Annotated in this window: 13 protein-coding genes; 5 read left to right on the forward strand and 8 right to left on the reverse strand. The window is 73.3% G+C overall.

Annotation, left to right across the window (positions count from 1 at the left end):
• Nucleotides 1–12: 12 nt before the first annotated feature.
• From ACFVVO_RS09245 to ACFVVO_RS09260, 4 genes are all read right to left on the reverse strand, one after another.
• Complete coding sequence (locus tag ACFVVO_RS09245; protein WP_390053141.1) at nucleotides 13–645, reverse strand: DUF305 domain-containing protein; 633 nt, start codon at nucleotides 643–645, stop codon at nucleotides 13–15.
• A gap of 80 nt (nucleotides 646–725) precedes the next feature.
• Nucleotides 726–1,121 (reverse strand): DUF6153 family protein, encoded by a 396-nt coding sequence (locus ACFVVO_RS09250; protein WP_390053143.1) that lies wholly within the window; start codon nucleotides 1,119–1,121, stop codon nucleotides 726–728.
• Between the two features lie 84 nt (nucleotides 1,122–1,205).
• Nucleotides 1,206–1,922, reverse strand: a complete 717-nt coding sequence (locus tag ACFVVO_RS09255; protein ID WP_390053144.1) for a histidine phosphatase family protein — start codon at nucleotides 1,920–1,922, stop codon at nucleotides 1,206–1,208.
• Between the two features lie 57 nt (nucleotides 1,923–1,979).
• Nucleotides 1,980–3,242 carry a DUF418 domain-containing protein gene (locus ACFVVO_RS09260; RefSeq protein WP_390053146.1) on the reverse strand — a complete coding sequence of 421 codons (1,263 nt, stop codon included), beginning with the start codon at nucleotides 3,240–3,242 and terminating at the stop codon, nucleotides 1,980–1,982.
• A gap of 175 nt (nucleotides 3,243–3,417) precedes the next feature.
• Here ACFVVO_RS09260 and ACFVVO_RS09265 point away from each other — a divergent pair, with 175 nt between their 5' ends.
• Both ACFVVO_RS09265 and ACFVVO_RS09270 read left to right on the forward strand, forming a co-directional pair.
• Nucleotides 3,418–4,071 carry a response regulator gene (locus tag ACFVVO_RS09265; protein WP_390053148.1) on the forward strand — a complete coding sequence of 218 codons (654 nt, stop codon included), beginning with the start codon at nucleotides 3,418–3,420 and terminating at the stop codon, nucleotides 4,069–4,071.
• A complete protein-coding gene (locus tag ACFVVO_RS09270) occupies nucleotides 4,068–5,171 on the forward strand; it encodes a sensor histidine kinase (protein ID WP_390053150.1) in 1,104 nt (367 codons plus the stop codon). Before ACFVVO_RS09265 ends, ACFVVO_RS09270 begins: the two co-directional genes overlap by 4 nt.
• Here the strand turns inward: ACFVVO_RS09270 and ACFVVO_RS09275 are convergent.
• Complete coding sequence (locus ACFVVO_RS09275; protein ID WP_390053152.1) at nucleotides 5,129–5,755, reverse strand: TetR/AcrR family transcriptional regulator; 627 nt, start codon at nucleotides 5,753–5,755, stop codon at nucleotides 5,129–5,131. The genes ACFVVO_RS09270 and ACFVVO_RS09275 overlap by 43 nt on opposite strands.
• 79 nt (nucleotides 5,756–5,834) lie before the next feature.
• Here ACFVVO_RS09275 and ACFVVO_RS09280 point away from each other — a divergent pair, with 79 nt between their 5' ends.
• The 3 genes from ACFVVO_RS09280 (at nucleotide 5,835) to ACFVVO_RS09290 (ending at nucleotide 8,643) form a co-directional block, all read left to right on the forward strand.
• Nucleotides 5,835–6,680 carry an NAD(P)H-binding protein gene (locus ACFVVO_RS09280; protein WP_390053153.1) on the forward strand — a complete coding sequence of 282 codons (846 nt, stop codon included), beginning with the start codon at nucleotides 5,835–5,837 and terminating at the stop codon, nucleotides 6,678–6,680.
• 156 nt (nucleotides 6,681–6,836) lie between these two features.
• Nucleotides 6,837–7,556 carry a lysophospholipid acyltransferase family protein gene (locus tag ACFVVO_RS09285; RefSeq protein ID WP_390053155.1) on the forward strand — a complete coding sequence of 240 codons (720 nt, stop codon included), beginning with the start codon at nucleotides 6,837–6,839 and terminating at the stop codon, nucleotides 7,554–7,556.
• Nucleotides 7,557–7,626: 70 nt separating this feature from the next.
• Nucleotides 7,627–8,643 (forward strand): NAD-dependent epimerase/dehydratase family protein, encoded by a 1,017-nt coding sequence (locus tag ACFVVO_RS09290; protein ID WP_390053384.1) that lies wholly within the window; start codon nucleotides 7,627–7,629, stop codon nucleotides 8,641–8,643.
• Nucleotides 8,644–8,695: 52 nt separating this feature from the next.
• Here the strand turns inward: ACFVVO_RS09290 and ACFVVO_RS09295 are convergent, their stop codons facing one another.
• The 3 genes from ACFVVO_RS09295 to ureG all read right to left on the reverse strand — a co-directional run bounded on the left by ACFVVO_RS09295 (nucleotide 8,696) and on the right by ureG (nucleotide 11,983).
• Nucleotides 8,696–10,303: an alpha/beta hydrolase gene (locus ACFVVO_RS09295; RefSeq protein ID WP_390053156.1), complete on the reverse strand. Its 1,608-nt coding sequence runs from the start codon at nucleotides 10,301–10,303 to the stop codon at nucleotides 8,696–8,698.
• 247 nt (nucleotides 10,304–10,550) lie between these two features.
• Nucleotides 10,551–11,309 carry an urease accessory protein UreD gene (locus tag ACFVVO_RS09300; protein ID WP_390053158.1) on the reverse strand — a complete coding sequence of 253 codons (759 nt, stop codon included), beginning with the start codon at nucleotides 11,307–11,309 and terminating at the stop codon, nucleotides 10,551–10,553.
• Nucleotides 11,306–11,983 carry an urease accessory protein UreG gene (ureG, locus tag ACFVVO_RS09305; protein WP_390053160.1) on the reverse strand — a complete coding sequence of 226 codons (678 nt, stop codon included), beginning with the start codon at nucleotides 11,981–11,983 and terminating at the stop codon, nucleotides 11,306–11,308. The genes ACFVVO_RS09300 and ureG overlap by 4 nt, the downstream gene beginning before the upstream one ends.
• Nucleotides 11,984–12,042: the final 59 nt, after the last annotated feature.

Genomic DNA, 12,042 nt, shown 5'->3' on the forward strand with positions numbered 1-12,042 from the left:
CCCCGTCTCGTGTCAGCTCCCGCCGAGGAGCTGCTTCATCTCCTGGATCTCGGCGTTCTGCGCCCGCACGATGTCACCGGCCATGGTCCTGGCGGGACCGTAGGCGCCCTTGGCCTTCTCGGTGCCGGCCATCTCGACGGCGCCCCGGTGGTGCTCGACCATCAGGGACAGGAACTTCCTGTCGAAGTCCGCGCCGGAGGCCTTCTTCAGAGCCGCCATGTCGCCGTCGCTCATCATCCCGGTCATCCCGGTCATCCCGGCGTGTCCCGAGTGGTCCATGCCGGCCATGGGCACCTGCTCGCCCCAGGCGGTGAGCCAGCCGGTCATGGTGCGGATCTCCGGGTCCTGTGCCTTCTCGATCCGGGCGGCGAGGTCCTTCACCCGGGCCGAGGAGGCCCGGCCGTCGGCGAGCTTCGCCATCTCCAGGGCCTGCTGGTGGTGCGGGATCATGCCCTGGGCGAAGGAGACGTCCTGGGCGTTGCGGGGGCCGGCGGTGGCTGTGGCGGACGCGGCGGTCGACGCCGGGCCGCCGTGTCCCGCGTGGGCCGCGCCGTCGTCGCTGCCGCCGCAGGCGGCGAGGGCCAGCGAGGCGGTCGCGGTGACCGCGAGGAGGGCGGCGCGGCGCGTCAGGGTACGAGTGGTCATGCTGGGAACTCCTGCTGTGGGAAAGGTGTTTTCGGGCACGCGTGGGTGGACGGCCGCCGTCGGAGCGGTCGTCGGTGCCTCTAGATCCGCAGGAGTTGCAGTTCGGCCAGGGTGGGCGGGGCGCGGGCGCCGTCCGGCGCGGCGACGGCGCGGGAGCGGCACGCGTCGGCCGGCGCCGGGGCGGTCACCGGGCCGGGGACCAGAACAGGTGACCGGGGGCCGTCCTTGACGGCGTCGGACGCGCAGGACGGGTCGGCGTGGTGCAGGTGGCCGCCACCGCAATGGCCGTCCGGACAGGCGTCCTGGGCCATGACGGCGACCGTCCGGTGCTCGGCATGGGCCCGTGCCGGGTGCCCGGTGCCGCCGCCGGGCGCCAGGGCGTGCATGCCCAGCAGGCCGGCGAGCACCGCCAGCACGAGCAGCGCGCGACGGGGCCGTCGAGGCGGTCGCTGGGCGCGCTGCTGGTTGCTGGGCATCGCGGACATCGTACGGGGGCGGGCGGCGCGAGCGGCGACGGGACTCGCGCGACGGCCGCGGCGGCGGCCGGGGTGAGGGCGCCGCTACGGGCGCGTTGAGGCGTAGTCGGCCCCGTCCACCCGGGGGTACCACAGCGGGTCGGCCCAGGTGCCGGCGGACGGAACGAGGGCGTGGGCGGCCTCCCGGCCGGCGTGCCGGGGCGGGTTCCGGTGGATCACGGTGAATCGCCGGGTCGCCTCGAAGGCGGCGGAGCCGACACTGACGTCCCAGTGACCGCGTTGCCAGGTGAGGGACACCGGGGACAGGGGCGGCACGTCGAAGCGCCAGAACGCTCTCGCCGGCGCGGACAGGGCGTGCACGAGCGCGGCCCGGACGACCGCCGGTTCGGTGACGGCCAGCATGTGGCCCGGCTCGTCGGCGACGGCGCCGAGCCAGTTCGCGGTACGCCGGCAGAACCGGCGTACCGACTCACCCCCGTGCGGTGCGGCGTCCGGGTCCGTAAGCCAGGCGGTGATGGCGTGGGGGTCCGCCGCGGCGACCTCGTCGACCGTGCGGCCGCGCCATGTGCCGAGGTCGAGGTCGCGCAGCGCGGGCTCGCTCGCCGCCGCCAGACCCAGTGCCTCGGCGGTCCGCCGGCAGCGCAGGGACGGTGCGCGCACGGCCCGGGTGTGGGGCGGGAGGTCCGCTCGGGCGGCGCGCGCCTCACCCAGTTCGCGTTCGGTCGGTGGAGCGTCACCGAAACGGGTGCCGGGGGTGGGTTCCCCCCCGCTCGTGCTCAGGAACGTGAGGCGGATCGTCATGCGACTGACCTCCTTGGTGCACCGGCACGGCTCTCGGTCGAGAAGTCCGTGCGCGGGTCATCTGATCAGTTGGGCCGGTGTGGTGGCGGCGTGCAGGGCGTGCTCCAGCGGTCCGCGCCGGAAGGCGCGGGTCCAGGCGAGGGCCGACAGCATGGCCACCGCGGCGAAGCCGAGCAGGACCGCCGGGGCGGCGGACTCCGCGAGGTCGTCGGTGTGCAGGGCCTTGATCGCGAGGATGTGGCCGACGTAGACGGTCAGCGGGACGGCGCCGACCGCGGTGACCGGACTGACCGCCCACCGTAGGCGCGGCGACCGGCCGGTGACGGTGAGGCAGGCGGCCAGGACGACCAGGGCGACACCGGTGTTGCCCAGGATCGACCAAGTGGTCTGGCTGTGCGGCGCGGCGACCAACAGCCACGCGGGGACGCCCGCGGTGGGGTCGTCGCCCACGGCGTCGGACCACCAGGCGGACCCGGCCGGGCCGCCCCCGGTGGCCGCGCTCACGGCGGCCTGCGCGCCCGGGACCAGGTGCAGGGCCAGCCAGGAACCCCCGTAGCCGGCCACGCCCAGCAGGGTGCCGGACAGGGCCAGCCGGTTCCGTGCGCCGGGCCGGTCGAGGTCGAGCCTGGCCACCGCCATACCGGCGACGATGAACGGCAGCCAGGTCGGTACGGGGTAGGCGCCGGTGACGAGCAGACCGGCCAGCCCGTCGGTGCCGGTGACCCGGGCCAGCGGGTCGTGGGCGACGACCGTGTCGCCCCAGCTCCCGTTCTCCAGCGCGGCCCGCAGCAGATAGAGGACCTGGGGCAGCACGAGCACGGTCGCCGCCGCGACGACGGCCAGGGTGGCGGCCCGCAGCCGGTACAGCGGAAGGGCGAGGACGAACAGCAGCCCGTAGCAGGAGAGGATGACGTCGACGTCGGTGTTCAGGGCGGTCAGGGCGTACCCCAGGACGACCAGCACGGCCGAGCGGATCAGTACCCTGCCCACGGCCTGCCGCCCGGCCTGACCGGTCCGCGGCTGCGGACGGCCGGTCAACAGGACCAGCGAGAACCCGGCCAGCACGGCGAACAGGGCGGCGGAGCGGCCCCGGGCCAGCTCCATCGACCAGCCCAGCGGGCCGCCGACCGACGGCTCGGGGCCGACATGGACCGCGAACATGCCCAGGACCGCCAGACCGCGGGCCAGGTCTACGCCGGCCAGCCGCCCCGGGGACGGTGGGCCCGGTGGGCGGCGGTCTGTCCCGGCGGGTGTCACCGCGGGTGACACCCGGGCGCGCGACACGGTGGGTGACGCGGCCGACGGCACGTCCTGGCTCATGCGTACCAGGGTCGGTGGCCACCACCGGCCACGAACATCCGGCGGATGTCCGGAACCGCCCCGCCGACCGGCTGGGACTGCCCCGCCGCCCGGCTGAACCCGCCGCCGGGCGCCCACGGCGCGCCGCTCGGCGCGGTACGGATCAGACTGGAAACCGGCAGCGAGTGGAGCACACGTGATCCGGGTACTGGTGGTCGACGACGAGGCCCTCATCCGTACGGGCTTCCAGCACATCCTCGACGCGGCGGACGACATCGAGGTCGTGGCGGCGGTGCCCGGCGGACAGGCGCTCAGCGCCGTGCGGGTGACGGAGCCGGACGTCGTGCTGCTGGACATCCGCATGCCGGACGTGGACGGGCTGACGGTCCTGGCGGAGGTCCGCCGGCTGCCGCATCCCCCGGTCGTGGCCATGCTCACCACGTTCGACATGGACGAGTACGTGGAGACGGCTCTGCGCTCGGGGGCGGCGGGCTTCCTGCTCAAGGACACCGACCCCGAGGAACTGCCCTTCCTGGTGCGGGCCCTGGCCGACGGCGGCACCGTCCTGTCGTCCAAGGTGACCCGGACCGTCGTGGACGGCTTCCTGGGCGCCGGTTCCCAGGAGGCCGCCGCCCGCACCATCGAACGGCTGACCGACCGTGAGCGCCATGTGCTGCTCCTCGTCGCGGAGGGACTGTCCAACGGCGACATCGCCACCCGGATGCACCTGAGCACCGGGACGGTCAAGGACCACGTGAGCGCCATCCTGACCAAGCTGGAGGTGGGCGGCCGTGTCCAGGCCGCCCTGCTCGCCCAACGGGCCGGGCTCCTCAAGAAGGGGGACGGATGACACCCCGCCGACCGCCCGCGCCGCTGCTGGACGCCGCCGTCGTCGTCTGCTCGCTGTTCGACGTCTGGGTGCACTTCGACAGCGACGAACCGATGCGCATGACCTTCGCCCTGGTCGCCGCCTTCGCGCTGCTGATGCGCCGGCGTCTGCCGCTGCTCACGTTCCTGCTCACCCTGCCCTCCGTCCTGCTCTCCGACGCCGTCTTCGCCGCGCTGGCCGCGCTGTACACCCTCGCCTCGCTCACCCGCCGCCGCGTCATGCTGGTCCTGTGCGCCCTGGCGTTCACGTTCAGCGACGTCACCCGATGGCCGTCGCCCGCGATAGACCTGCTGGGCACCTCGACCCTGATCACCCTGACCTACACCGCGGCGATGGCCGCCGCTCCCGTGTTCCTCGGCCAGCTCGTCCAGACCCGGCGCGATCTGTCGCTGCGGCTCACCGAGATCTCCGAGGCGCGCGACCACGAACAGCTGCTGACCGCCCAAGCCGCGCTCTCCAAGGAACGCGCGCAGCTCGCCCGCGAGATGCACGACGTCGTCTCCCACCAGGTGAGCCTGATCGCGGTACGGTCGGGCGCGCTGCAGGTGGGCAGTCGGGACCCGGAGGCAAAGGAGGCGGCGGCCACGATCCGGCGGCTGAGCGTCCAGACCCTGGACGAGCTGCGGCACATGGTCAACGTTCTGCGGGCCTCCGGCGGGCGCCCGACCGAGCTGACCCCGCAGCCGTCCCTGGCCGACCTCCAGCAGCTCGTCGCGGGCAGCGGCATCGAGACGAAGCTGCGCATGGATCTGCCGGAGGATCTGCCGCCGACCGTGCAGCGCGCCGTCTACCGCACCATCCAGGAGGCCCTGACCAACATCCGTAAGCACGCCCCCGGCGCCGCTGCGACCGTCTGCCTCGGGCAGCAGGACGGCACCGTGCGCGTCACGGTGACGAACTCCGCGCCGACCCGTCCCGGGCTCCCCCTGCCCAGCTCGCACTACGGCCTCGTCAGCCTGGGTCAGCGCGCCTCGCTCCTCGGCGGCACCATCACCTCCGGACCGACTACGGACGGCGGCTACGAACTGCGTCTGGAGCTGCCCGCGACGGGCGCGCCCTGAGCGCCGAGGGAGTCCAGCCAGCGCAGCAGCCGGGCGCCCTCACGGGTCATGACGTCCGGGTCACGCAGGGCGTTGGCCATGAGCGACATGCCCTGGTAGCCGGAGACGAGGGTGAGGGCGAGGTCCTGCGGGCCGGGCAGGCCCAGTTCGCGGAACTGGCCGGCGACCCAGTCCAGCAGCCGCCGCAGCACCGCCCCGGCCTCCGCGTCGAGGGTTCCGTCGGCGCGCTTGTCGAGTTCGGCGGCCAGCGTTCCGGTGGGGCAGCCGTGGCGGGCGGCGACGTCCCGCTGCCCGACCCAGGCCTCGACCAGCGCCTTCAGGCGGTCGCGCGGATCGGCCAGCCGCTCCAGCCGGCCGGTGAGTTCGTCCAGCCGCGCGGTGTGCTCGGCCAGCGCGGCCTGGACCAGCTCGTCCTTGGTCTTGAAGTAGTAGTAGACGTTGCCGACGGGTACGTCGGCCGCGCGCGCGATGTCGGCGAGGGTGGTGCGTTCGACCCCCTGCTCGTGCAGGACCCGGGCCGCCGCCGCGGTGAGCCGCTGCCGCTTCTGTGAGGCCTGTGTCCGGCGGTTCACTGAGTTGGTCACCCGACTGACTATAGACAGCCCCTGCCGACTCCGTGCTAGTTTTTAAGTCAGCTAACTAACTCACATCAGGAGGGTCATCATGATCACGGTGACGGGTGCGACCGGGAACGTCGGGCGGACGCTCGTGGAGCTGCTGGCCGCGGCGGGCGAGGAGGTCGTGGCCGTCTCCCGGCGACCGCGGCCCGCGCACCACCGGGCCGGGGTCCGGTGGGTCCGGGCGGATCCCGGGGACGCGGTGAGCATGGGGCCCGCGCTCGCGGGTGCCCGCGCCCTGTTCGTCCTGCTCGGCGGGGAACTGAACAGCCGGGGCGAAAGCCCGCACGCCCTGCTGGAAGCGGCCGGGGCCGCCGGGGTCGAGCGGATCGTCCTGGCCTCCTCACAGGTGAGCGCGACCCGCCCGCAGGCGCCCTCGCACGCGCGGCTGCGCCGGTTCGAGGCGGCGGTGCGCGCGTGGGGAGGGGAGTTCACCGTCCTGCGTCCCGGTGGCTTCGCCTCCAACGCCTTCGCCTGGGCGGACACGGTCCGCGCCGAACGCACGGTCCGCGCCCCGTTCGGTGACGTGGCGCTGCCCGTCGTGGACCCGGCGGACATCGCCGCGGTCGCCGCCGCGGTGCTGCGCGAGGACGGCCACTCGGGCCGCGTGTACGAGCTGACCGGCCCCGAGGCGATCGGTCCGCGCCGGCAGGCCGCCGTCATCTCCGAGGCCCTGGGCGAGGAGGTGAGGTTCGTGGAGCTGTCCCGCGAGGACGCCCACGCCCATCTGGCGCGGTTCATGCCGGAGCAGGTCGTCACCGGCACGCTGGACGTCCTCGGCGTCCCGCTCCCGGCCGAGCGGCGGATCAGTCCCGACGTCGCCGCGATCCTGCACCGCCCCGCGCGCCCGTTCGCGCAGTGGGTCGCGCGCAACCTCGCGGCGTTCCGGTAGCACCCGTTCGGGGCAGGCGTTCACGGTCGGCCCCGACACGGTCCGGACCGGTGCCGGACGGCCGTGCCTGCACCTACACTGACATCCCACGACAGGCCGAATGACGTGGAGGGACGCGGTGGTTGAGCCAATCCGCCAGGAGTGAGGAGCGACCCCTTGTTCTACTACCTGCTCAAGTACGTCCTCTTGGGCCCCTTGCTCAGGCTGGTCTTCCGGCCTCGAATCGAGGGGCTGGAGCATGTGCCGGCGTCGGGGCCGGCGATCGTCGCGGGTAACCATCTGTCCTTCTCGGACCACTTCCTGATGCCGGCGATCCTGAAGCGGCGCATCACCTTCCTCGCCAAGGCCGAGTACTTCACCGGGCCGGGCGTCAAGGGCCGGCTCACCGCGTTCTTCTTCCGCAGCGCGGGGCAGATCCCGGTGGACCGCTCGGGCAAGGAGGCGGGGCAGGCCGCGATCCGCGAGGGGCTCGGGGTGCTCGGCAAGGGCGAGCTGCTCGGCATCTACCCGGAGGGGACCCGGTCGCACGACGGCCGGCTGTACAAGGGCAAGGTCGGGGTCGCGGTCATGGCGCTGAGGGCCGGGGTGCCTGTCGTGCCCTGCGCGATGATCGGCACCTTCGAGGCGCAGCCGCCGGGCAAGGTCGTACCCCATATCCGCCCCGTCGTGATCCGCTTCGGCGAGCCGCTCGACTTCTCGCGCTACGCCGGCATGGAGAAGGAGAAGGCCGTCCTGCGGGCCATCACCGACGAGATCATGTACGCGATCCTCTCGCTCTCCGAGCAGGAGTACGTCGACCAGTACGCGGCCGTCGTCAAGGGGGAGCAGGCGGACGCGAAGAAGGAACGCAAGTTCCCCCGGACGCCGCTCGGCTGACCTCTGCCCTCGGCAGAACGGCTCGGACCCGGGCCTGCCCCGCGCCTAGGCTCGCCGCATGAAGAAGGCAGTGGTGATCGGGGCGAGCGGGCAGATCGGCCGGCCGGTGGTGGCGGCGCTGGCACGGGACGGCTGGGAGGTGACTGCCGCCTCGCGGGGCGGCGGCCGGGACGAGTCGTGGGACGCCGGCGTGCGGGTGGTACGACTGGACCGGTCCGACGACGGCGCGCTGGCCGCCGTGGTGGGCGGCGGTTGCGACCTCGTGGTCGACATGGTGGCGTACGACGCCTCGCACGCACGGCAGTTGACGTCCCTCGCGGACCGGATCGGCTCCGCGGTGGTCATCTCGAGTGTGTCGGTGTACGAGGACGGCGAAGGGCGGGGCTTCGACACCACCGGCGAGCCGGAAGGCTTTCCGGTGTATCCGGTACCGGTGCCCGAGTCCCAGCCGGTGGTGGCACCGGGCGCGGCGACCTACTCCACCCGCAAGGCGGCCCTGGAGCATGAACTGCGCGACGCCGAAGCGGTGTTGCCGACGACCGTGTTGCGGGCGGGCGCGGTGCACGGTCCGCACAGCCCGCTCCCCCGCGAGCTGTACTTCGTGAAGCGGAACCTGGACGGCAGGCGCCGACGGGTACTCGCGTACCGCGGGGAGAGCCGCTTCCACCCGGCGAGCGCCCGGAACATCGCCGAACTGGTGCGGCTGGCGGCGGCCCGGCCGGGGTCCCGGGTGCTCAACGCCTGTGACGGCGAGACGCCCACGGTGGCCGAGATCGGGGCGGCGATCGACGCGGTCATGGGCGTGGAGACGGAGACGACGCTGCTGGACGGCCCGCCGCCCGGCGGGACCGTGGGCGGTACCCCGTGGTCGGTCCCGCTGCCGGTGGTCTTCGACATGTCGGCCGCCGAGCGGGAGTTGGGCTACCGGCCGGTGGTGTCGTACCCGGACAGCCTGCCGGAGACGGTGGAGTGGCTGACGGGTGCGCTGCGCGACGGTGACTGGCGGGAACGCTTCCCGGTCATGGCGGGGGCGTACCCCGGTACCTTCGACTACGCGGCCGAGGACGCCTGGCCGGCGGAGGCATGACGAAGGGGCGGCCGGGAAGTCCGGCCGCCCCTGTTGTCCGAACCGCTGCCGGTTAGGGCTTGGGCGTCGCGTGCGGCGCGCAGGTCACATCGGCGGAGTCCAGCTTGCCGGCGAGGAGATAGGCGTCGACCCGGCCGTTGATGCAGGGGTTGACCAGGCCGGTCACACCGTGGGAGCCCGCGTCCCGCTCGGTGATGAGACGCGAGCCCTTGAAGCGCTTGTGCAGTTCGACGGCGCCCTGGTAGGGGGTCGCGGCGTCATGCGTCGACTGGACGATCAGCACCTGCGGAAGGCCCCGGTGGGTGCCCACCTCGACGGGCGTGTGCTGCTTGGCCGGCCAGGTGGCGCAGGGCAGGTTCATCCAGGCGTTGGCCCAGGTCATGAACGGGTGGTCCCGGTGGAGCCGGGTGTTGTCCCGGTCCCACTTGCTCCAGCTGGTGGGCCACTTGGCGTCGGCGCACTCGACGGCGGTGTAGACCGCGTTGCTGTTCTCCGCGGCGGCGTTGCCGGCCGTGTCCGCCATGTCCGGGGCGGCGGCGTCGACGAGGGCCTGGGTGTCACCGGCGACGTACTTGCTGAACACCGAGGCGACCGGCACCCACGAGGAGTCGTAGTACGGGGCGCTCTGGAAGAAGGAGATCAGCTCGGCCGGGCCGACGACCCCGCCGAGGGGGCTCTTCTTGGCGGTGGCGCGCAGCTCGAGCCACTTGGCCTGGACGGCGGCGCGGGTGGTGCCCAGGTGGAAGGCGGCGTCGTTGGCGGCGACCCAGTCCTCCCAGTCCTTCCAGCGGCCCTCGAAGGCGACGTCCTGGTCCAGGTTGGCCTGGTACCAGATGCTCCGCTTCGACGGGTTCACCACACTGTCCACGACCATGCGGCGCAGGTGGCCCGGGAAGAGGGTGCCGTAGACGGCGCCGAGGTAGGTGCCGTAGGAGACGCCGAGGTAGTTGAGCTTGCGCTCACCGAGCGCGGCGCGGATGACGTCCAGGTCGCGTGCGGTGTTCGGCGTGGTCATGTGCGGCAGCATCGTGCCGCTGTGCTCGCCGCAGCCCTCCGCGTACTCACGGGCGAGCTTACGCTGCACGGTCTTGTCGGCCTCGGTGTCCGGCACCGGGTCGGCCTTGGGCGCCTTGACGAACTCCTGCGGGTCGACGCAGGAGATGGGCGCCGAGTGGCCGACGCCGCGCGGGTCGAAGCCCACGAAGTCGTAGGCCTTCGCCACGTTCGCCCAGACGGCGCTCTTGGTGGTGACCCGGCGCGGGAAGCGCAGGCCGGAGCCACCGGGACCGCCCGGGTTGTAGACGAGCGCGCCCTGGCGCTCCTTCTGGGTTCCCGTGTTGCCGATGCGGTCGACGGCGAGCTCGATCTGCTTGCCGTCGGGCTTGCTGTAGTCGAGCGGCACGGAGACCCAGCCGCACTGGATGGGCTTCTCCAGCCCCCAGTCGGCGGGGCAGTCCCGCCAGTCGATGCCGGCCTTGGCGGCGCGGGCGGCGGCGATCTCGGCGCCGACGGCCTCGCGGTCCCGTCCGTGGCGGCTGTCGGCGCTGGCCGCGGGCGCCGACGCCGCGCCGGCTATCAGGGTCGCCGTGACGAGCGCTCCGGCCGAACTGAGCGCCAGCAGGCGGCTCTTCGGTCTGTTGTCCCTCAAGTGGACTCCCATTGCACATCGCTGCGAGTGGTCAGACGGGGATCCTCGCGGCTGTGCGCCACCCGAGAACAGAGGAGGCAGATCTTCTTTACCAATCCGATAAACGGATCAGCGCGTCTCTTGAGCGGGACAACCAGGGTCTTTGGGGGAGCCTCGCACTGCGGAGGAGGGCGCCATGGCGGAGCCCTGGCAGCCGACGACAACGCGGCGAGGGGCGGTGCCCGGGCGCGCGAGCCCGGCATGATCCACACGAGAGACCCTAGGTGAGCAGGGCGAGCGCCTCGTCGAGCAGCCGCCGCAACGTCAGCGCGTCGGGGGCGACGGCGCCGACGAGCACCGCCGGTCCGGCGAGCGGCATCAGCGCCGCGCACTCCCCCAGCACCCGCGCCGCGGGCGGCTGCTCCGCGAACTCGGGGCGCACCACGACCAGTTGGCCCACGGACCGGTGGCCGCCCAGCACGGCGGGGCCGTCCCAGCCGCCCGGTGCTCCGGGCCCGCAGCTCAGCTCCTGGTCCAGCAGGGTCCGGCCGGCGAGTCGCACGGTGAGCCGGCTGGTGAGCCGTCCGGGTTCCTCCCCGGCCCGTCCGAGCACCTGCTCATCGCGCAGCACGAGCCGTGCCCCGGTCGCGAGTTCGGCTCGGGTGGTGACGCGCAGGTCGCTGCCGCCGGTTGAGATGAGCTGTTCCGGCAGCCAGTTGAGCTCGGCGCCCTCGGCCACGTCGAGCCGGACGTCGTACCGTGCCTCGCCCTTGTGCTGTCCCGGCAGCGCGATGGTGGCGGCGGCCGAACCGACGTGCAGCCGGGCGCCCTCGGCCACCCGTGCCCGCACCCGGAAGCGGTCGCCGCCGAGCGGGCCGCTCATCGCGCCGACGACCATCACCCGCGCCTCGTCGCCGCTCGCCCGGACGCGGCGCAGCGCGAGCGGACCCTCGCCGTCCAGCACGGGCAGGGCGGTGCCGCCCCGGCCGTCGCTCCGGGCGACGATCCGCGCGTCCGCCCGGACCCCGGTCGTCGTCACGCCGTCCACGCGGCGAGCCGCCCCCGCACCCACGCGGCCACATCCGCGACTCCCGCGTCGCCTCGCAACGACTGGAAAATCACCGGGCGTTCGGCCCGCTGCGCCTTGGCGTCGGCGGCCATCCGGGCGAGGTCGGAGCCGACGTACGGCGCCAGGTCGGTCTTGTTGACGACGAGCAGGTCTGCGGTGGTGACGCCGGGTCCGCCCTTGCGCGGGATGTCGTCGCCGCCGGCCACGTCGATCACGAAGATCTGCGCGTCGACGAGTCCCCTGGAGAAGGTGGCGGTGAGGTTGTCCCCGCCGGACTCCACGAGGATCAGGTCCAGCGGCCCGACCGCGTCCTCCAGGTCCTCCACCGCCTCGAGGTTGGCGGAGATGTCGTCGCGGATCGCGGTGTGCGGGCAGGCGCCGGTCTCGACGGCCGTGATTCGCTCGGGTGGCAGTACGGCCTCCCTGAGCAGGAACTCGGCGTCCTCACGGGTGTAGATGTCGTTGGTGACGACGGCCAGGGAGAGCTCCTCGCGCAGGGTCCGGCAGAGCGCGGCGACGGTGGCGGTCTTACCGGACCCGACGGGACCGCCGAGTCCGACGCGCAGGGCGCGCCGGGCCCCGTCGGACCGGTGGGCGTCGGCGCTCACGGCGGAGGGGCCGTGGTGGGTGTGGTCGAGGTGCATGTACGGCTCCTGTCCGAGATGCCTTGACCGAGGAGCAGCGCCCCTGGCGGACGGCAGGT

The sequence above is a fragment of the Streptomyces sp. NPDC058145 genome, assembly GCF_042884245.1.
Classification (GTDB): Bacteria; Actinomycetota; Actinomycetes; order Streptomycetales; family Streptomycetaceae; genus Streptomyces.

What these genes read in the sequence shown, in the direction of transcription:
- ACFVVO_RS09245 (WP_390053141.1), bottom strand. Translation starts at nt 645, where the DNA reads ATGACCACTCGTACCCTGACGCGCCGCGCCGCCCTCCTCGCGGTCACC.
- ACFVVO_RS09250 (WP_390053143.1), bottom strand. Translation starts at nt 1,121, where the DNA reads ATGCCCAGCAACCAGCAGCGCGCCCAGCGACCGCCTCGACGGCCCCGT.
- ACFVVO_RS09255 (WP_390053144.1), bottom strand. Translation starts at nt 1,922, where the DNA reads ATGACGATCCGCCTCACGTTCCTGAGCACGAGCGGGGGGGAACCCACC.
- ACFVVO_RS09260 (WP_390053146.1), bottom strand. Translation starts at nt 3,242, where the DNA reads ATGAGCCAGGACGTGCCGTCGGCCGCGTCACCCACCGTGTCGCGCGCC.
- ACFVVO_RS09270 (WP_390053150.1), top strand. Translation starts at nt 4,068, where the DNA reads ATGACACCCCGCCGACCGCCCGCGCCGCTGCTGGACGCCGCCGTCGTC.
- ACFVVO_RS09280 (WP_390053153.1), top strand. Translation starts at nt 5,835, where the DNA reads ATGATCACGGTGACGGGTGCGACCGGGAACGTCGGGCGGACGCTCGTG.
- ACFVVO_RS09295 (WP_390053156.1), bottom strand. Translation starts at nt 10,303, where the DNA reads ATGGGAGTCCACTTGAGGGACAACAGACCGAAGAGCCGCCTGCTGGCG.
- ureG (WP_390053160.1), bottom strand. Translation starts at nt 11,983, where the DNA reads ATGCACCTCGACCACACCCACCACGGCCCCTCCGCCGTGAGCGCCGAC.